General features: G+C 35.5%; 19 protein-coding genes and 1 tRNA gene. 12 read left to right on the top strand and 8 right to left on the bottom strand.

All coding sequences use genetic code 11. The features are described 5' to 3' along the window. The first annotated feature begins 134 nt into the window (after nucleotides 1-134). From HW347_RS05985 to HW347_RS05965, 5 genes are all read left to right on the top strand, one after another. On the top strand, nucleotides 135-554 hold the full coding sequence (locus HW347_RS05985) for a hypothetical protein (RefSeq protein WP_214611009.1): 420 nt from the start codon (nucleotides 135-137) through the stop codon (nucleotides 552-554). Beyond that, entirely contained in the window at nucleotides 555-1,577 is a 1,023-nt protein-coding gene (locus HW347_RS05980; RefSeq protein ID WP_214611008.1) for a PD-(D/E)XK nuclease family protein, read from the top strand. 81 nt (nucleotides 1,578-1,658) lie between these two features. Then, nucleotides 1,659-4,028, top strand: a complete 2,370-nt coding sequence (locus HW347_RS05975) for an McrB family protein (RefSeq protein ID WP_214611007.1) — start codon at nucleotides 1,659-1,661, stop codon at nucleotides 4,026-4,028. Then, nucleotides 4,021-5,241: an McrC family protein gene (locus HW347_RS05970; RefSeq protein ID WP_214611006.1), complete on the top strand. Its 1,221-nt coding sequence runs from the start codon at nucleotides 4,021-4,023 to the stop codon at nucleotides 5,239-5,241. Before HW347_RS05975 ends, HW347_RS05970 begins: the two co-directional genes overlap by 8 nt. 237 nt (nucleotides 5,242-5,478) lie before the next feature. Further along, on the top strand, nucleotides 5,479-6,927 hold the full coding sequence (locus HW347_RS05965; protein ID WP_214611005.1) for a DNA/RNA non-specific endonuclease: 1,449 nt from the start codon (nucleotides 5,479-5,481) through the stop codon (nucleotides 6,925-6,927). 46 nt (nucleotides 6,928-6,973) lie between these two features. On the opposite strand, the gene HW347_RS05960 is transcribed toward HW347_RS05965, so the two are convergent. Both HW347_RS05960 and HW347_RS05955 read right to left on the bottom strand, forming a co-directional pair. Continuing rightward, nucleotides 6,974-7,252: a hypothetical protein gene (locus tag HW347_RS05960; protein ID WP_214611004.1), complete on the bottom strand. Its 279-nt coding sequence runs from the start codon at nucleotides 7,250-7,252 to the stop codon at nucleotides 6,974-6,976. Nucleotides 7,253-7,308: 56 nt separating this feature from the next. After that, a tRNA-Met gene (locus tag HW347_RS05955) sits at nucleotides 7,309-7,382 on the bottom strand. A gap of 137 nt (nucleotides 7,383-7,519) precedes the next feature. On the opposite strand from HW347_RS05955, the gene HW347_RS05950 reads away from it, so the two are divergent. Together HW347_RS05950 and HW347_RS05945 are read left to right on the top strand one after the other, a co-directional pair. After that, nucleotides 7,520-7,903, top strand: coding sequence for an START-like domain-containing protein (locus tag HW347_RS05950; RefSeq protein ID WP_214611003.1), 384 nt, complete (start codon nucleotides 7,520-7,522; stop codon nucleotides 7,901-7,903). 57 nt (nucleotides 7,904-7,960) lie between these two features. Then, complete coding sequence (locus HW347_RS05945; RefSeq protein ID WP_214611002.1) at nucleotides 7,961-8,806, top strand: aminotransferase class IV; 846 nt, start codon at nucleotides 7,961-7,963, stop codon at nucleotides 8,804-8,806. Nucleotides 8,807-8,826: 20 nt separating this feature from the next. Here the strand turns inward: HW347_RS05945 and HW347_RS05940 are convergent, their stop codons facing one another. The 5 genes from HW347_RS05940 to HW347_RS05920 form a co-directional block, all read right to left on the bottom strand. Beyond that, the gene (locus HW347_RS05940) at nucleotides 8,827-9,387 is read right to left on the bottom strand and encodes a YqgE/AlgH family protein (protein WP_155596097.1); all 561 of its coding nucleotides are present in this window, start codon (nucleotides 9,385-9,387) and stop codon (nucleotides 8,827-8,829) included. 111 nt (nucleotides 9,388-9,498) lie between these two features. After that, on the bottom strand, nucleotides 9,499-9,771 hold the full coding sequence (locus HW347_RS05935) for an HU family DNA-binding protein (protein ID WP_155596098.1): 273 nt from the start codon (nucleotides 9,769-9,771) through the stop codon (nucleotides 9,499-9,501). A 174-nt stretch (nucleotides 9,772-9,945) separates the two neighbouring features. Then, complete coding sequence (gene fmt, locus HW347_RS05930; RefSeq protein WP_214611001.1) at nucleotides 9,946-10,893, bottom strand: methionyl-tRNA formyltransferase; 948 nt, start codon at nucleotides 10,891-10,893, stop codon at nucleotides 9,946-9,948. Nucleotides 10,894-10,930: 37 nt separating this feature from the next. Then, nucleotides 10,931-12,829: a RecQ family ATP-dependent DNA helicase gene (locus tag HW347_RS05925; RefSeq protein WP_214611000.1), complete on the bottom strand. Its 1,899-nt coding sequence runs from the start codon at nucleotides 12,827-12,829 to the stop codon at nucleotides 10,931-10,933. Further along, on the bottom strand, nucleotides 12,829-13,410 hold the full coding sequence (locus tag HW347_RS05920) for an AAA family ATPase (protein ID WP_214610999.1): 582 nt from the start codon (nucleotides 13,408-13,410) through the stop codon (nucleotides 12,829-12,831). Before HW347_RS05920 ends, HW347_RS05925 begins: the two co-directional genes overlap by 1 nt. Before the next feature lie 69 nt (nucleotides 13,411-13,479). Here HW347_RS05920 and HW347_RS05915 point away from each other — a divergent pair, with 69 nt between their 5' ends. The 4 genes from HW347_RS05915 (at nucleotide 13,480) to HW347_RS05900 (ending at nucleotide 16,183) form a co-directional block, all read left to right on the top strand. After that, nucleotides 13,480-13,767 (top strand): DUF493 family protein, encoded by a 288-nt coding sequence (locus HW347_RS05915; RefSeq protein ID WP_214610998.1) that lies wholly within the window; start codon nucleotides 13,480-13,482, stop codon nucleotides 13,765-13,767. 82 nt (nucleotides 13,768-13,849) lie between these two features. Further along, a complete protein-coding gene (locus HW347_RS05910) occupies nucleotides 13,850-14,512 on the top strand; it encodes a DUF4290 domain-containing protein (protein WP_214610997.1) in 663 nt (220 codons plus the stop codon). Nucleotides 14,513-14,528: 16 nt separating this feature from the next. Then, nucleotides 14,529-15,836 (top strand): UDP-N-acetylglucosamine 1-carboxyvinyltransferase, encoded by a 1,308-nt coding sequence (gene murA / locus HW347_RS05905; protein WP_214610996.1) that lies wholly within the window; start codon nucleotides 14,529-14,531, stop codon nucleotides 15,834-15,836. 26 nt (nucleotides 15,837-15,862) lie between these two features. Beyond that, a complete protein-coding gene (locus HW347_RS05900) occupies nucleotides 15,863-16,183 on the top strand; it encodes a GNAT family N-acetyltransferase (protein WP_317195304.1) in 321 nt (106 codons plus the stop codon). A 55-nt stretch (nucleotides 16,184-16,238) separates the two neighbouring features. On the opposite strand, the gene HW347_RS05895 is transcribed toward HW347_RS05900, so the two are convergent. Next, the gene (locus HW347_RS05895; RefSeq protein WP_155596105.1) at nucleotides 16,239-16,688 is read right to left on the bottom strand and encodes a VOC family protein; all 450 of its coding nucleotides are present in this window, start codon (nucleotides 16,686-16,688) and stop codon (nucleotides 16,239-16,241) included. A 320-nt stretch (nucleotides 16,689-17,008) separates the two neighbouring features. Between HW347_RS05895 and HW347_RS05890 the strand changes: the two genes are divergently transcribed. After that, entirely contained in the window at nucleotides 17,009-18,058 is a 1,050-nt protein-coding gene (locus tag HW347_RS05890; protein ID WP_214610995.1) for a DUF6340 family protein, read from the top strand. The last annotated feature ends 3 nt before the right edge of the window (nucleotides 18,059-18,061 follow it).

The raw sequence follows: 18,061 nt of genomic DNA, 5'->3' as shown, positions 1-18,061 counted from the left end.
CGGACAAATCCATAAATCATTCTTAGGGCTATAAGTTTGTATTCAATACTAAAACCTTAGAAAAGTATGAGAATAATATTAATGAAGTTTATGATAGAGAAGCATTTTTTGATCTATTTGAAAAGCTAGAAGAAATGAAAAATCACTGTCTTTACTGGTTTGAAATTGAGGATAAAGAAAAAAGAGATACACTTATAGAGTTATTAAATAACTATAGAGAGAATAAAAATAACGAAGGTTATAGAAATGTTCCGGCTAAAGCTTTAAAAGCGTACGAGGGTTCTCAAAGCAATGTAATTTACGTTGGAATTAGGACAGGTAAGGGAGAAAAAACAAAACAAAAACATTCTAATATTGCTGGGCGTATTAATCAACATTTAGGTTACTATGGTACGGATGCAACACAGGGGTTACAATTATCTAGCTATGCCAGTGGGCTTGATATTAATTTAACTTTGAAAGTATTTGAGTTTAGTAATTTACGAGATGATTATTTAAAGCTTTTAGAAAAAGCAGTTGCTAGGCATTTTAAACCACACTGCGGCAGACATTAAATGTTTAACAGTTTATACAAATTATACAGAAACAGTAGTATTAAGAATCCATTAGAGGATTTTAATACTGAATCTTTTGCGGGCATTCTCAAAATGTACCCTGATATTTGTGCTGCTTTTTGTTCAGGGTTTTTGAATCTGCCAGAAGAGGAGTATACAGTTGATACACAATATTTTCAGGATATACCCAACGAACACAATTGCTTTATAGACTTAGTTTTTATTGGCGATACTAATGTTTGCTTTGTAGAAAACAAAGTTGAATCTTCAGAAGGAGATAAACAGTTGGAACGTTATGCTAAAGCGTTAATTAAACATCATGATGGAAAAGGCAAGTATTTACGGTATTGCACAAAATATTCTGACCCTAAGAATATTAATGAAGATTTTCATAAAGACAATGTTGACTTTTCCCAATTTAGATGGTATGAAGTAGCAAAATTTTTACAAACATTTGAAGATAAGCCAGTAGTAAATTTATACTTAGAATTTTTAAAAGAACATAAAATGGCCCAAGACAACACTTTAAGGAGCGATAATCTAATTGCTATGGAAAGTATGCGAAAAACTATTGAAATTGTTGAATTTCATATAGAAAACAGCAAACCGGAATTTACCAAGAGATTTGGCAAAGTCAATTATAACAAGAACTTTAATTGGGACCAAATTAGAAATCACAATAGAATTGTGTACTCGGTGGAGAAGGTGTTGCTATCAAAGACGGGCAAATTATCCGAAATATTATATGGTATTAAGTTTGAAAATTTAAAAATGTTTACCCGAGTACTTGTGAATAAAGAACATGAACATTTTACAACCTATGTTAATCTTGGAAATTCTTCAGGATTTAAAAAAATTGAATACGAAATCGGTACTGTTTTTCAATTGGAAGAGGACTTGGGTAGGTTTCTAAACAACGAAAATGCGGATAAAGAAATTCAAGATTGGTTTACAAGTAGTTTTGAGAAATTAAAGGATTTTATCAATCAGGATAAAGAGTTGCCATGGAATTTAACAAGATAATATCTGTATAGTTTAAACCATTGTCGAAATGTTGAAGATTAAGCACGCAGAGAATACAGGGTTCAATAAAGTATTATAATTATGATTGATTACGAAGATTATGAAAAGGAAGTATATCAATGGTTTATGCAGAAACATGAAGCAGACCCAAATTTTACATTTTCTGTTAGAGTAAAAGGTTCAAAAGGCTCAGAATTAGACTATTTCATTGGCACGAAGAAATCTAATTATTTTGCAACTACTTTTTGGACTTTACCAATAGCATACCCAGGTTCTTCCAGTGATTGCATCAATCTCATATTTGATTCTAATAATGACGTTTATGAGTATCATTTTGAATTGAAGCAAACAAACTCACCACACAACAGCCAAAACCAATCAGTTTTAAACTTCCTTAGAATTTTAGAAGGTATTTCAATTAATACATTGAATACTAAACCAAGCGCTGAGAACAACAAGATTTTTAAATTGGAAATTGGTCAAAGACAAGAGAGATATACTTCTTTAGAAAAAATGCTAATTGATATTTGGAAAGACTTAGAAGTCTTAATGCCAGTGGTAGATAAAGCTATACTAAAGGAAAAAGAAAACAACCCTGAGTTTGTGGCACATCGTATTACTCCAAAAGAGTTTAATAAAATGCAAGGCAAGTTAGAAAGTAGGTTTAAGAAGTATAATCATAGAAAGAAGGATGAGGAACGGTCTGAAGCTGTTCGTAAGAGTTTTGCTATATGGTTAGACAAGGTTGAAAGTAGTAAAAAGGCACAATCTTATTTAAGGGCTATTGATATTTTAAATGAGATATTACGGATAGATATCTATGCCATTAAAGACATAGCAGAACTTACGGAACTATATCAAGATTTATTAGAGAATCAAAGAAAACAAAACGGAAAGTATCATTATGAAAAAGCACCTTCTTATGGAAGAGATAGGTTTTTTTCTGCTGCTATAAAGGAGTTTATTCAATTTACAAAAGAAGGACATGGCATTGCCACGTATACACAGAAGATTAAGCCCCCGAAACAGTCACCTATAAATTCTATTCTTTACGGCCCTCCTGGAACTGGTAAAACATATAAGACCATTAATAAAGCATTAGAATGTTGCGGAGTAGATATTAGTGGCCTAAATCGAGAGGAATTGAAATTTCGATTTGATAGTTTAGTTTCAGAAGGACGAATAAACTTTACAACTTTTCATCAGAGTATGTCTTATGAAGACTTTGTAGAGGGTATAAAGCCAATAGAACCAGAAAATGAAGGAGACCCTATTATTTACCGTGTTGTAGAAGGGATTTTTAAGAGGCTTTCTATTCAAGCAACTTTTTCACTGAGCAGAGAAAAGGAATCGTTAGCATCGGAAAATGTACTTGATTTCTCTTTAGCATTTGATGATTTTGTTCAAGAAATTGAAGAAAAGCTGGCTTCCGAAGAAATAATAGAGTTAATTACCAAAAATAAAGGAAAGGTGTTGGTAGAAGGTATTTCTCAGCAAGGAAACCTTATACTTAAACATCCAGGGAAAGGAAACACTTACACAGCATCCAAACAGCGGTTATCACGCTTGCATGCAGCTTTTCCAAATTTAACTGAAATTAATAATATTGACCAAGAGTTTAGATCTGTAATAGGAGGCAGTAACTCTACAATAAACTGGGCCGTTTTAAACGCAATTCGCCAAAATATTTTTGTATCTAAAAACAGCAATAGGGTTGATAGGAAATTTTCATGGGAAGATAAGATTCAAGTTGTAAAATCTCTCAGTAAAGAAGATTATAAAGACAAAACAGGAGAACCTTATGTGTTAATTATTGATGAAATCAATAGAGGTAATGTTTCAGCAATTTTTGGAGAATTAATAACGCTATTAGAACCTGATAAACGTTTAGGAGCTGCTGAAGAAATAAGAGTAAAATTACCTTATTCCAAAGATGAATCATTTGGCGTGCCTTCTAACCTTTACATCATTGGCACAATGAACACGGCAGACAGAAGCGTTGAAGCACTGGATACGGCATTAAGAAGAAGGTTCATTTTTGAAGAGGTTATGCCTGAACCAGAACTGCTAAATGATATTGAATTTGAAGGTTTTAATTTACAGGAAGTCTTGGAGGTAATTAATCAGAGAATAGAGCTTTTGTTAGATAGAGACCACACCATAGGTCATTCCTATTTCATTAAGCTAGAGAGTGGTGATACAGAAGGACTATTAAGTGTGTTTAAGAATAATATTATACCGCTTCTTCAAGAATATTTTTATAATGATTATGAAAAGATAGCTTTAGTATTAGGTAGTGGATTCGTAAAGGAAAAAGACATCGTCAAAAACATTTTCCCAAAGTTTAAGAATATTGAAGAGCCTGAAAGCAATATCACCTTTGAACTTAGTAATACTATAGAAGATATAGAAACTGCCGTTCAATTGTTATTGGGTGCGGTAAATGAATAAGCGTAAGAACATATTGCAGGTTTTTGAACACAGTACACTACGTATTGGACAAAACTATGACAAGGTACGTTTTGAAGAAAAACACTTCAATGCTTTGGCAAAGCTAAATCAGCTCCACAATGATAAATATTTTACTCTAAGGCATAAGAGCATTAAATTCTCGCAGTATGTAGGCGTTATTCAGATTGATGGTTTAACTATAGAGATTCTTCCAAAGATAGATGGTGCCTCTTCCGATGAGTCTTTGTGGCAGCAAGTGCTTATCCAAATGCTGAAAGCTACCAAACGCTTAAAAGTGAACAAAGTTGGCAATGCCAACGTAAACAAGCAGCAAATACACCTGCTAGATATCTATTTTAAATGGTTTTTAAGCGAGATTCAGTTACTGGTTCATCAAGGTTTAATAAAGCAATATAGAGTCAGTACGGGTAATGTAAAGGCGCTAAAAGGGAAGCTAGAGTTCGCGGCTCATATTAATCAGAATTTAATTCACAAAGAACGTTTTCATACGTCTCATCAAGTATACAATCATGATCATCAAATTCATCAAATTTTAGCACTGGCTTTAGATATAATAAGTCAGTTTTCAACAGGAACACATTTGTATTCTAAGTGTAAACAGGTTCAGGCTAACTTTCCTGAAGTTTCTAAGATTAAAGCAAGTAAAGACACCTTTGAAAGGTTAAGTACTAACAGGAAGACACGCCCGTATAAAACCGCATTAGATATTGCCAGGCTCATTATACTAAACTTTGCTCCTAATGTTTCAAGTGGTAAAGAGAAAATGCTTGCACTGTTGTTTAATATGAATGATTTATGGGAGGAGTATGTTCTGATAAAATTGAAAGCACTTGATATTGAAGGTTTAGAAGTCAAAGGTCAGGAATCAAAATCTTTTTGGAACAGCACCAGTATTAGACCTGACATTGTTATTCATAAAGGGGACAAGACCTATGTAATAGATACCAAATGGAAAAATATAGGCGGTAGTAAACCTTCTACACATGATTTAAGGCAAATGTATGTCTACAATGAATACTGGGATTCACTCAATGCACTATTGTTATATCCAGCATTAAAAACTGAAGAACCTGATTTCATAGCTTTTGAGGGCGAAGAAAAACATCAATGTGCTATTGGTAAATTAAATATTCTTAATGGGGATAAACTTAATGATAAACTGGGGGATGAAATAATGGAGTGGTTTTCTTGAAATATTCTAGCAGTGGTATATTTTTCTTTGTTATGACAGATTGGTCAATTACTCTAGGTATACTGATGTTATGGGCATAGGTTGCGCTGGTATGGAGATAGTATGGTTCAACTAGAATCTAATTTTTTACTATTTGTATTAATATCAGAGTATTCTACACATTACATTTAAAGTAGGTAAAGTATTACATTATATTTACATTTTAATCTAATGTAAACTATAAAAGTAACTAACCCTATGAAGTATTTCGCCCCGAATTACGTTTCTTTTTTTACTCTCGTATCCTTTTTTCTAATTGGTTGTTCTAAAGATGAATATCATCCGGATAATTCTATTTATGAGGAAATTCCAATAGAAGAAACTCCATTAGAAGGGATTACAATAAATGGAGAACTGGATGTTCCCACCTATTACTATGATAATCAAGGTCCACATAAACATAAATCTCAAAGCTTAACAGCAAAAGATGTTGGGTTTACTGAAACTTTTGAGTCCGGTTCAAAAGGAAGCTATGCCGGAGGTAGTGTAAGTTTATCCCCTTCGGGAGATTGGTATCTTGATGATGCCCTTTTAGGTTCTTTAACGAATGACCGAAAGTTTGGGTCTAAGTCCGTAAGAATTAGAAATAGCGGTTCATTAACCATGAGTTTTAATATGGATAATGGAGCTAGCAGTATTCTTGTTCGTCATGCTGCCTACGGTAGTAATGGAGCATCTAATTGGAGGTTGGTATCATCGTACGATGATGGTGTAACCTGGTATTTTGTTGGAGACACGATAACCACAAATTCCACGACATTGAATACGGTTACATTTGAGGTGAATGATACCCAAAGTGTTCGGTATGGTATTTACAAAATTTCTGGAGGTTCTAATAGAATCAATATAGATAATATTGAAATTGATGTAGATACATCAGGTGGAGGGGATAGTCCATCTATGGATAGCAACCTTACTTTTGGAAATCCCTCAGATGCTGCTTCTTCTCCCGATAATTATTTCCTTTCTAAACCAGATTTCAGCCTTTCATATAATAATAGCAACGGAACCGCCAACTGGGTTAGCTGGCATTTGAGTACGGCATGGACGGGTACAACTTCAAGATGTAACTGTTTCAAGTCGGATACAACTTTGCCTAGTACTTTCTTTAGAGCAACAACCAGTGACTATACCAATTCTGGGTTTGATAGGGGCCATTTATGCCCTTCGGCGGACCGAAATGGGAGCGAGGACTCAAATGAGAATACTTATTATATGACCAATATAGCACCACAAGCCCCGGACAATAACCGTAGGTCATGGGCCAATCTTGAGAGTTATTTACGTTCGCTGACTTTAGAGGGCAATGAAGTCCATATTATTTCTGGGGTTGTTGGCACCGGTGGAACGGGAAGTAATGGATCTGCAAATACCATATCAAATGGAGAAATAAACGTGCCGGATTCTTTCTGGAAAGTAGCGTTAATTTTACCTAACGGTAGTAATGATATTCAACGTGTGACCACATCCACAAGGGTAATAGCTGTACTGGTACCCAATGACCAAGATATAAATACGGATTGGACACAATTTAAAACTACAGTAGATAATATAGAGAACTTAACGGGGTATGATCTTTTAGAGAATATATCCGATACTATAGAATCTGTTTTAGAGTCTACTGTGGACACTGAACCGTCAGTTTAGCAAGCAGGTTTTTTTAATTGAGGGAGATTTAATTTAGCATAGGTGACTACTTAGGGTGCTTCATGGGTACAACTAAATAAAAAATCAAAAGCCTCTTATAATGAAATTCCCTGCACTTTTGGCTCTGATTGTATTCTGGTTCAGGTTTTGTGCTGATTAGATCTGCAGACCACGCAAAGACATTCTCACTGGCCTTGTCATTCGTTTGATCTGTAAAAGATTTGGTATAGAATGGACTATAGCCTTCTGTTGAGAGTTTTAGAAGATTGTATTGGTAGGCAGAAATATTGGTAACCTGTCTGCTTGCCCTGAAAAATATGGACATAAAAAAACGGTTTAGAATGAACTAAACCGTTGTTTTTTTAATGGCTCTAAGCCTTGTAGCGAGAGGGGGGCACGATCCCCCGACCTCCGGGTTATGAATCCGACGCTCTAACCAACTGAGCTACCTCGCCGCATAATTATTTTGATAACGGCTGCAAATGTAAAGTTTATTTCTTGTTCCTCGGCAATACTTTGATAAAATTATTCTATCTCTTTTATTTTTTTATCATAAGGAAATCTATATATTGCCCATCGTAAACACTAAAGAATGGACGATAAAATAAAATTTGAACTAGAATTTGTAATACAAGCTTCACCACAATTGCTATACCAATACTTATCGACCCCATCAGGTCTTTCAGAGTGGTTTGCTGATAATGTGAATTTGAAGGGTGAAGTGTTCAGTTTTATATGGGACGGTTCTGAAGAAGAAGCCAAATTATTAAAACGTAAAAGTGACGAGTTTGTGAAATTCTCATGGGTGGAAAATGATGACGATTCGTTTTTTGAATTGAAAATAATCGTAGATGAAATTACCAAAGATGTTTCACTTTTTATAACTGACTTTGCAGAAGAAGACGAAGTAGATGAAGCAAAAATGCTTTGGACTAATCAAGTAACGGATCTTAAACAGGTTTTAGGCTCTAAGTAATCGTATTCTTCTAATATCACCTTATATTTGGTCCCGATAATCATCGGGACTTTTTTTATGGTTAATTACAACGGAAATCTACTAGAGGAAAATACACAATTTTTAGACCACCAAAACAGGGGCTTACGCTATGGCGATGCTCTTTTTGAAACCATGAGAATGGTTAACGGAAAACTGTTCTTTTGGGAAGACCATTATCTTAGGTTAATGGCCTCTATGCGCGTATTGCGAATGGAGATACCTATGGATTTCACAATGGAATTCTTGGAGTCAAAAATTAGTGAAACGGTTGAAGCAAACAGTTTGTCTAACTCTCAGGCGCGCATCCGCTTTACCGTTTTTAGGGAAAAGGGAGGTTTATATTTACCTACCACTAATGAAATTAGCTACTGCATAGAAGCTCTGCCGCTTAAAAATCCTTTTTATGTGCTTAGTGAAGATGCTTATGAGGTTGAGCTCTTTAAGGATTTCTATGTTAATGCAGATATGTTATCAACCTTAAAGACAAACAACAAAATCATAAATGTTGTAGGTAGTATTTTTGCCAAAGAAAATGACTATCAAAATTGCCTTCTCTTAAATAGTTCAAAACAAGTAATTGAAGCTTTGAACGGGAATATCTTTTTAGTTAAGAATGGTGTGATAAAAACGCCTCCTTTAAAAGATGGTTGCCTAAACGGAATCATCCGTAAAAAGTTGATAGATATTCTTGGTAAAATTGAAGGGTATAAGTTTGAAGAGGCCTCAATATCTCCTTTTGAACTTCAAAAGGCAGATGAGCTGTTTATTACAAATAGCATTGCGGGCATACAACCCATTACAAGGTACAGAAAGAAAGAATTTGGAAGTACTGTAGCAAAAGAGCTTTTGGGTAAGCTAAACGCCACCGCAAGGCTTTCATAGCAGAAAGAATAGGGGAGTACCTAGTTTAAACTTGGATTTTCTGGAGAATTTGACCAAAGAAGGTAATCTCCTCCTAATTCTACCATTTTTTCTTTCCAAAATGCTTCGGATGATTTATGGATTAATGCACTATCATAATCGTTCTCTACAACCACCCATGATTTGGATAATAACTCTTTATCCAGTTGAAGTGAAGACCAACCGGAGTAACCAAGGAAAAAACGAATGTCTTCCTCTGAGATAACTTTCTGATTTATAAGATCTATAGTGTCCTCAAAATCACCGCCCCAAAAAATACCATCGGAAATCTCAATGCTATTGGTAATCAATTCTGGAACTTTATGTATAAAGTAAAGGTTGTCCTGTTCTACAGGGCCACCGTTGTAAACTTGAAAAGGTATCTCGATCTCGTTTATAAGTTCGCCAATGGTGTACTCTAATGGTTTATTTAAAATAAAGCCAACTGAGCCCTCTTTATTATGTTCCGCTAAGAGAACTACGGAGCGATTAAAGGATACGTCTCCGGTCAAGGTTGGTTCTGCAATAAGGAGCTTGCCCTTTTCTGGTTTTAGGTCTACCATAATTATATGAACTAATGATAACTAAAATAAGACATTTCTTATAAAAAGCAAGTATGAATAAAAAAAAAGCGTCTACAATGTAGACGCTTTTTAATATTAAGGCTAGTAAGACTAGTTTACTGAATTAGCCAATTCAGATCCTGCTTTGAACTTTACAACGTTCTTAGCTGCAATCTGGATAGTTTTACCTGTAGAAGGGTTTCTTCCTTCTCTTGCATTTCTTTTAGATACTGACCAAGATCCAAAACCAACTAAAGAAACTCTGTTACCTCCTTTAAGAGATCCTTCAACATTTCCTAAGAAAGATTCCAATGCTTTTTTTGCTGCGGCTTTTGTGATGCCGGCGTCTGCTGCCATTGCATCGATCAATTCTGTTTTGTTCATAATTTAATTAATTAATTGTTGTTAAACGTATTTTAATGTTAAACAAATTTATAGGGATTTCCTTCCAACGCAAGTAAAATGGGGGGAAATCACTGTTTTTGTTAATAACTATGGGTGTTTGTTGATAAAGTAGGGGTTTTTTTACGCTTCTCGCAGCCCAATGATACCAAGGCTTTACAACATTTGGGCATTTTTTTGCAAGTTTAGACCATTTAGAACATCCTGAATCTTCATTTTTCTCTTACCTGGCAACTGTATTTCTAGTAGGTTTATGTACCCACCAGCTACCGCAACTTTAAGTTCTTTTTTTGTGAATTCTATTTCTCCTACATTTAATTGGTGGTCAGCTATTTCTTTCTGGGTATCATATATTTTTACAAATACCTTCTCCTCTCCGTTTACTAATGTAGTCCATGCACCTGGATAAGGACTCAATCCTCTTATATGGTTAAAGACATCATCAATAGATTTCTTCCAATCAATTTCACAAGTATCTTTATGTATTTTAAAAGCTTCTTTTAATTCTTTTGAAATAGGCTGTGCAATTGTGGCAACAGGTCCTTTGGCAATAGCTTTTACCGTTTTTAGAACAAGATCGGCACCTATGACCATTAATTTGTCATGTAGTTCTCCTGCAGACATGTTTTCTTCTATGTCTGTACAGTCTTGTAATATGATTTCTCCGGTATCTATTTTATCATCTATAAAGAAGGTAGTTACTCCTGTTTCTTTTTCTCCGTTGATGATAGCCCAGTTTATTGGGGCTGCACCTCGGTAATCTGGTAAAAGGGAAGCATGAAGGTTGAATGTTCCATACTCGGGCATTGCCCATACCGCCTTTGGCAACATGCGAAAAGCAACCACAATTTGAAGGTTTGCATTCAAGGCCTTCAATTCAGCTAGGAAATCTTCATTTTTAAGATTGGTGGGCTGTAGTACTTTTAATCCGTTTTCTAGTGCGTATTTTTTTACGTGAGATTGTTGCAGATTTCTGCCTCTTCCGGCTGGTCTGTCCGGTGCCGTAATGACACCAACTACGTTATAATTATTATCCACTAATTTCGCTAGAATGGTAGTTGCAAACTCTGGCGTTCCCATAAAGACGATGCGTAAATCTTTCATTGTGTTCCTTTATTTTTTAACCTATACTATATAAGGTCTATTTTATTCGATACTCATTTTTTGTATTAATCTCAATAACATCATCTTCTAACATAAGCTGCAAAGCTCTTAAAACAAGCTTCTCTCTATAGGTCATTACGGCTATTAGTGCTCTTGATGTATGTGGCGAATCTTGTAATATGGAGGTGATTTCCTTTGAAACCTCAATGAATGTAGGTTGCTTGGGTGTTCTCTTTTTTAGGCAAACATCACATATGCCACAGTCTTCCGTATTATTTTCTCCAAAGTATTCTAAAATTTGTCTGCTTCTACATTTGGTATCATTCTTAATGTAGTCTATCATTTGAAAAACCTTTTCCGTCTTAACTTGGTTTTGTTCCTGTACTTTTTTGGCGAAGACATTTATCGTTAGGTCATCTTCACGAGGAACAAGAAAGGTAATTTCTAAATCGCTTTGGTGTGCTTCATAGGTAATGATGCCATCTTTTTTAAGTTGTTCCAAAACCTTGAAAACATGTGTTTCTGAAGTATTGGTTTTCTTGGCAATGATACCAGGGTTGATTTTTGTTTCAAAATCAAAAATACCACCATAGGTTCTTAAAATGGTCTGGATAATACTAGCGGCATCTGTATGTAAATCTAGATAATCAAAAATGGCGTCCTTTTCAGAAATGAATTGTACGATTGTTCTTTTTGAAAATGATTCCGAAAGGGAAACCACAGAGTTGCGGTCTAGGATTTTGAGACCGTTATAGGCTAAAAATGAATTTAAGCTATAGGTTCTCACAAATTCATTAAAATTGAACTGAAAGGTTTCGTTGCTGCCCTCGCCATATCCTATTCTAAAGTAATTGTTGAGTTTGTTATATATTTTTTTTAGAAAGGCAGTATCCGGTAGAACGCTTAAAAATTGGTTCTTCAGTTGCTCTTCATCATTCGGGTTGGTAATCAGTACGGCTTCCGCAGGTTCTCCATCACGACCTGCTCTTCCTGCTTCTTGATAATAATTCTCAAGACAATCTGGTATTTGATAATGTACCACTAGAGAAACATCTGGCTTGTCCACCCCCATACCAAAGGCATTTGTGGCCACCATAATTTGGATTTTATTTGTAAGCCAGTGGTCTAATTTTTTCTCTTTTTCTTTTTTTGTTATCCCTCCGTGAAAAAAAGTAGCGCTACATCCTTTGGAGTTTAAAAACTGAGCCAGCTCTACGGTGCCTCTCCGGGTACCCACATATACAATTCCGCTTTTCTTAATTTGTGAACAAAGCTGTGCTAATCTGTAATGCTTATCTTCTTCCCATAAAATCTTGAAAGCAATATTTTTTCGGGCAAACGAATCTGTAACAATTACCGGAGCTGTTAAGTGTAGGCTCTCCACAATATCTTGGGCAACTCTATCCGTTGCAGTGGCAGTCAATGCTACCACTGGTGTTTGGGGTAGGAGTTTGCGTAGTTCTGCGCACTCTAGATAAGCAGGCCTAAAGTCGTGCCCCCATTGAGAAATACAATGTGCTTCATCTATAGCTACAAGATTTACGTTCATCTGACGTATTTTCTCCTGAACCAATTCTTGCTGTAAACGCTCTGGGGATAGGTATACAAATTTATATCCACCATATAAGCAGTTGTCTAAAAGGTCCAAAAGTTCATTAAAAGGAATTCCACCAGTAAGCGCTATGGCTTTAATACCTCTTTTTTTGAGACCTTCTACTTGATCTTGTATAAGTGCAATTAGAGGAGAGACTACAATACACAAGCCTTCTTGTACCATAGCAGGAACTTGAAAGCATACAGATTTGCCGCCACCTGTTGGTAATAAGGCCAACACGTCTCGCTTATCTAAAATGGCATCTATTATTTCTTTTTGGGAACCTTTAAAGCTATCAAAGCCCCAATATTGCCGTAAAATGGATATCGGGTCTTCTTGCATTATTTTAAGTTTAGCAGTTCTAGAATAAAGCTTGTACGTTCTTCAATACTTCCTTTTGGTACTAAAGTAATAGGGTAACCTACTTGTTCATATGTAGCTTTAAGATGCTCATAAACCTGCTGGGCTTCCTCAAAAGACTCAAACCTTTCGTTATCTACTACATGGATTTCTTTCCATGGTGGCATTAGTAGAATTTGATGGTAACGATAGGTGTGACAAGGCTTCTCAAACTCCTCGCTATACGTCTGTCCAAAACAGTTCATGTATGCGTGTACATCAGGTATTCCTCGATCAAAAAACACAATATTTTCAGTAATGTTTTCGGCATCTACATATTGTTTTATTCTGCCATCTAAAAGACTCTGATTAAATTTCTTAGGATCCTTTACGGAAAGAATAGGGTTAACCGCGAATTCATTAGCGTCATCCTCATTTTTTTCTAACGAAGTCATGCTTCGTATAAGTTCGTGTACAACCGGAAAACCATTTTTTTCAAGGTTTTCTATAACTGATGTTTTGCCTGTACTTGGGCCACCTGTAATAACTACTTTTCTAAGATCCAATAGATAATTGTTGTTCATGCAAAAGTAATCATTCCGCAATGATTTTAAAATTGAACGTTTACCGTTATCTTTGTAAAAAACGGATATATGGAAAATCAATCTCCAGAAGATTTCTACAAACACTTACGCAAACAGTTAGAGGAAACATCTACTTGGCCTTCTAATTACCTCTATAAATTTATAGTAAAAAGCGAGCCTGAAAAAATAAAAAGTATTCACGAAATATTTGATAATACCGGTGCCGTAATACAATTGAAGAAATCTAAAAACGCAAAGTATACTAGTGTTTCCATCTCAGTAGACATGAAAAATCCCGATGCTGTAATCGAGAAATACCAAGAAGTAGGCAAGGTTGAAGGGGTAATATCCCTATAAATAGTATTTGACCCATAATTTTCTTAATTTGCAGACGTTATAAGAACACTTCCTTATTTATTTTTAAGCAAAACTTTTCAATTTGAATTTAGTAGAAAACCTAGAATATAACACGGAAAGGTCAAAATTGATCATTCCAGAGTACGGGCGTCATTTTCAGAAAATGGTAGATCATGCCATTTCCATTGAGGACGATGAAGAGAGAAATAAAGTGGCCCAATCTATCATTAGTGTTATGGGTAATATTCAGCCGCATTTAAGAGATGTGCCTGATTTTCAGCATAAACTTTGGGATCAGTTGTTTATTATGTCCGATTTTAAATTGGATGTAGAGTCGCCTTTTCCTATTACCAGTAAAGAGGTTTTAAGACAACGTCCAGATTCGTTAGAATATCCTCAGAATTTTCCAAAATATCGTTTCTACGGAAACAACATTAAAAGAATGATTGATGTTGCCGTAAAATGGGAAAAGGGAGATATGCGTGATGGTTTAGAATATGCCATTGCCAACCACATGAAAAAATGTTACCTGAATTGGAACAAAGATACTGTAGACGATAAAGCTATTTTTAAACACCTTCTTGAGCTTAGTGATGGTCAAATAGATATGACCGGAGAAACGCTTACGGATAGTGGTCAGTTTTTGAAGAACAGAGTAGCTAAAACTCCTAGGAACAGTAATACAGGAAAGAAAAATAACCAACGTAGCAATAACAATAACAATCGCGGTAAAAAGCGATATTAATACTCCTCAATCTTACATGGGTACCTTTATAATTGAAGGCGGTCACCAGCTCTCTGGTGAAATTACGCCACAAGGCGCTAAAAATGAAGCCTTACAGATTCTCTGTGCCGTACTACTTACTAGCGAAACGGTTACCATTAACAATATTCCAAACATCGTAGATGTCAATAAGCTGATTTCATTGCTTGAAGATTTGGGTGTAAAAATCCAGAAAAAAGCAAAGGGTTCGTATAGCTTTAAGGCAGACGATATCAACCTAGATTACCTACAATCAGACCAATTTAAAAAAGATGGTCGTGGTCTTAGAGGGTCTATAATGTTGGTAGGTCCATTACTTGCCCGTTTTGGCAAAGGATATATTCCTAAGCCAGGCGGTGATAAAATTGGACGTAGACGTCTAGATACACACTTTGAAGGATTCATAAAATTAGGAGCTAAGTTCAGATACAACAAAGAAGAGTATTTCTATGGTGTAGAGGCTAAGAAACTAAAGGGTACTTATATGTTACTGGATGAAGCTTCCGTAACCGGTACTGCCAATATTCTTATGGCGGCTGTTTTGGCCGAAGGTAAGACAACTATTTACAATGCTGCTTGTGAGCCTTATTTGCAACAGTTGTGTAAAATGTTGAATCGTATGGGCGCCAAAATTTCTGGTGTAGGTTCTAACCTATTAGAAATTGAAGGTGTTGAGTCCTTAGGTGGAACAGACCACAGAATGCTTCCAGATATGATTGAAATTGGTAGCTGGATTGGACTTGCTGCTATGACTAAAAGTGAGCTTACTATCAAAAATGTAAGTTGGGATGATTTAGGCCAGATACCAACTGTATTTAGAAAGTTGGGTATCACGGTAGAGCGAAAAGGAGACGATATTTTTATTCCAAAGCACATTAACGGATACGAGATACAGAACTTTATAGATGGTTCTATTCTTACCATTGCTGATGCTCCTTGGCCAGGTTTAACACCAGATTTATTAAGTATTATTCTTGTGGTAGCTACTCAAGCTAAAGGAGAGGTGCTTATTCATCAGAAGATGTTTGAAAGTCGTTTGTTCTTTGTAGATAAGCTTATAGATATGGGTGCAAAGATTATTCTTTGTGATCCGCACCGTGCAACAGTAATAGGCCATGATTTTAAATCAACCTTAAAGGCTACTACTATGGTATCGCCAGATATTAGAGCGGGAGTTTCTTTATTAATAGCAGCGCTATCTGCAAAAGGTACTTCTACTATTCATAATATTGAGCAGATAGATCGTGGGTATGAAGATATTGAAACACGTTTGCAAGCTATTGGAGCAAAAATTACTAGAGTTTAAAATAATTAACGCTTAGCAATTTTCTTGTGGCTAGAAGAGATTATACCAATATACCGCTTGTAAATAAGAAAGGTGACAAAGGTAGGTTTGAGATAGAAATTGACGGCCAAATTGCCTTTATGGATTATATGATTTCTAAAAAGGATATCATCTATTTAACGCATACTGAAGTTCCTACTTCTTTAGAAGGACAAGGAGTTGGTAGTGCTTTAGTTTCTAAAGTGTTCCAGTTTATAGCAGATAGTGGTATGAAAATGGCACCTTTATGTCCGTTTGTAGCTGCGTACATTAAACGTCATCCAGAAGCTGGAAAAGCTATTTTGGCAGAAGGGTATTTTATTGATTGAATAACAAATTATTATCATAATAAAAAAAGAGGCCAATTGGCCTCTTTTTTGTTTTCTAATGTTTTGCGGTATTAATCTCAATCCAATACTTATCTGGGTCTTGAAGGTATATTTGTCGTACACCATCAGTGCGAAGGGTGACAGCATTTTCTTTACCTGGCCAATCCCAATAAGGAATGTTGTTTTCTTCAAGATGGGCGATCATACCATCTAAATCTTGTGTAGAAAGACACAAATGCATTGATTTATTCTTCTCAAAAGGAGCAAACTCCTTTTCTATAAGATGTATTTGAGAATTTCCGCTCACCACGAACCAACGAAAACCAGGTTTTAAATCCGGATGAGGAGTTTCTTCTAATTTTAGAATGTTGGCATAGAAATCTGCACTTACATCTGAGTCTTCAACTACTAAAGCAAAATGGTCAATTTTAAAGTCGAAAGTTTGAGCTTCAACGAGTAGGGTGGAGCTGGTTACAAAAAGTAAGGCAAGAAATAATTTTTTCATTTGGTTTGGACTAAAGAGTTAATTGTTGAATTGAAATAAAACAGTGTTGAGGCTGTATTCTAAAGGTGTAAGATACAAAAGCATTTTAAAAGTTAGAGTTGGTTACTTCCTCCTGTTTATTTTTTAATGGGTATAAAAGAATAGAGTAGAAGTATTACTGAGTTATATTTTTTATGGACGGCATCTTATATTATGTAGTTGGTCGAGTTTATTGACCATAGCTGAGCTAAAGGCAATAATTAGGGTCAGTTTTAGTTTATATCGAACCTACTTAGCTTTTTGAAAAATTTTGAAAAGTATAACGATTTAACTTTTGTCCTATGAAAAATCTTAACCGATTCCTTTCCGCAGGTGCTATATTACTTCTTTTATCCAGTTGTGTATCAACTAACAAATTAACAATGGGTGTGACTGAGCCAGCTAGGATTAGTCTACCGTCTAATGCAGTTCGCATTGGTTTAATCAACAGAAGTATTCCATCCGAAGAAAATAAGGTAGTAGATAAAATAGATAAGATTCTTTCATTAGAGGGACTCAATTTGGACAAAGAAGGAGCAGAATCTGCTGTAACCGGACTATTTGATGAACTCACACGTAATAATCGTTTTGAAACAATCACGATAATTAACGATACTGATATTCAAAGAAAAGGATTGGGTATTTTTCCTGCGGCTTTAAATTGGCAGGCAGTTCAAGAGATTTGCGATGCTAATAATGTAGACGTATTGTTCTCGTTAGAGTTTTATGATACAGATACGCAAGTAGACTACAAGCTTACAACGGTTAATATACCAAATGATTTAGGTATTAAAGCTGCATTACCAGGCCACAAAGTTACCCTTAACACGGCAATTAAAAACGGGTGGAGAGTGTATGACCCACAAAGTAAACTGGTACTTGATGAATATATAAATAATAATCATGTTACATCTATTGGATCAGGTATCAACCCAATGAAAGCTGTTGAGGCGGTAATAGGCAGAAAAGAAGCCGTTTTGCAACGTAGCAGCAACGTAGGTAACTCTTACGGTTATGATGTGCGCCCTCTAAATAAACGAATATCTAGAGATTACTTTGTTAAAGGCTCAGATAATTTTGTAATCGCAAAAAGACGTGCACAAACAGGTGATTGGGACGGTGCTGCAGCATTATGGGAAAAAGAAGTAAATAACCCAGACGGCAAAGTAGCCGGAAGAGCCTGTTACAATATGGCTATTATAAATGAAATTAACGGCGATCTTGAAAAGGCAATGGAATGGGCCTCAAAATCGTATACGGATTATAATAATGATGAAGCCCTACGTTATGTAAATGTTCTTAAGTATCGTATATCTGAGCAACGCCAATTAGATCGACAACTTTCTCGCTAGGTT

The sequence above is a fragment of the Zobellia barbeyronii genome (assembly GCF_018603515.1).
GTDB classification, from domain to species: Bacteria; Bacteroidota; Bacteroidia; order Flavobacteriales; family Flavobacteriaceae; genus Zobellia; species Zobellia barbeyronii.
The sequence above is the reverse complement of the archived record's forward strand: the minus strand, read 5'-3'. Positions and strand labels throughout refer to the sequence as shown.

What these genes read in the sequence shown, in the direction of transcription:
- HW347_RS05965 (WP_214611005.1), top strand. Translation starts at nt 5,479, where the DNA reads ATGAAGTATTTCGCCCCGAATTACGTTTCTTTTTTTACTCTCGTATCC.
- HW347_RS05975 (WP_214611007.1), top strand. Translation starts at nt 1,659, where the DNA reads ATGATTGATTACGAAGATTATGAAAAGGAAGTATATCAATGGTTTATG.
- murA (WP_214610996.1), top strand. Translation starts at nt 14,529, where the DNA reads ATGGGTACCTTTATAATTGAAGGCGGTCACCAGCTCTCTGGTGAAATT.
- HW347_RS05925 (WP_214611000.1), bottom strand. Translation starts at nt 12,829, where the DNA reads ATGCAAGAAGACCCGATATCCATTTTACGGCAATATTGGGGCTTTGAT.
- HW347_RS05980 (WP_214611008.1), top strand. Translation starts at nt 555, where the DNA reads ATGTTTAACAGTTTATACAAATTATACAGAAACAGTAGTATTAAGAAT.
- HW347_RS05940 (WP_155596097.1), bottom strand. Translation starts at nt 9,387, where the DNA reads ATGGTAGACCTAAAACCAGAAAAGGGCAAGCTCCTTATTGCAGAACCA.
- HW347_RS05890 (WP_214610995.1), top strand. Translation starts at nt 17,009, where the DNA reads ATGAAAAATCTTAACCGATTCCTTTCCGCAGGTGCTATATTACTTCTT.
- fmt (WP_214611001.1), bottom strand. Translation starts at nt 10,893, where the DNA reads ATGAAAGATTTACGCATCGTCTTTATGGGAACGCCAGAGTTTGCAACT.
- HW347_RS05950 (WP_214611003.1), top strand. Translation starts at nt 7,520, where the DNA reads ATGGACGATAAAATAAAATTTGAACTAGAATTTGTAATACAAGCTTCA.
- HW347_RS05985 (WP_214611009.1), top strand. Translation starts at nt 135, where the DNA reads ATGAAAAATCACTGTCTTTACTGGTTTGAAATTGAGGATAAAGAAAAA.
- HW347_RS05920 (WP_214610999.1), bottom strand. Translation starts at nt 13,410, where the DNA reads ATGAACAACAATTATCTATTGGATCTTAGAAAAGTAGTTATTACAGGT.
- HW347_RS05945 (WP_214611002.1), top strand. Translation starts at nt 7,961, where the DNA reads ATGGTTAATTACAACGGAAATCTACTAGAGGAAAATACACAATTTTTA.
- HW347_RS05960 (WP_214611004.1), bottom strand. Translation starts at nt 7,252, where the DNA reads ATGTCCATATTTTTCAGGGCAAGCAGACAGGTTACCAATATTTCTGCC.
- HW347_RS05970 (WP_214611006.1), top strand. Translation starts at nt 4,021, where the DNA reads ATGAATAAGCGTAAGAACATATTGCAGGTTTTTGAACACAGTACACTA.
- HW347_RS05935 (WP_155596098.1), bottom strand. Translation starts at nt 9,771, where the DNA reads ATGAACAAAACAGAATTGATCGATGCAATGGCAGCAGACGCCGGCATC.
- HW347_RS05915 (WP_214610998.1), top strand. Translation starts at nt 13,480, where the DNA reads ATGGAAAATCAATCTCCAGAAGATTTCTACAAACACTTACGCAAACAG.
- HW347_RS05895 (WP_155596105.1), bottom strand. Translation starts at nt 16,688, where the DNA reads ATGAAAAAATTATTTCTTGCCTTACTTTTTGTAACCAGCTCCACCCTA.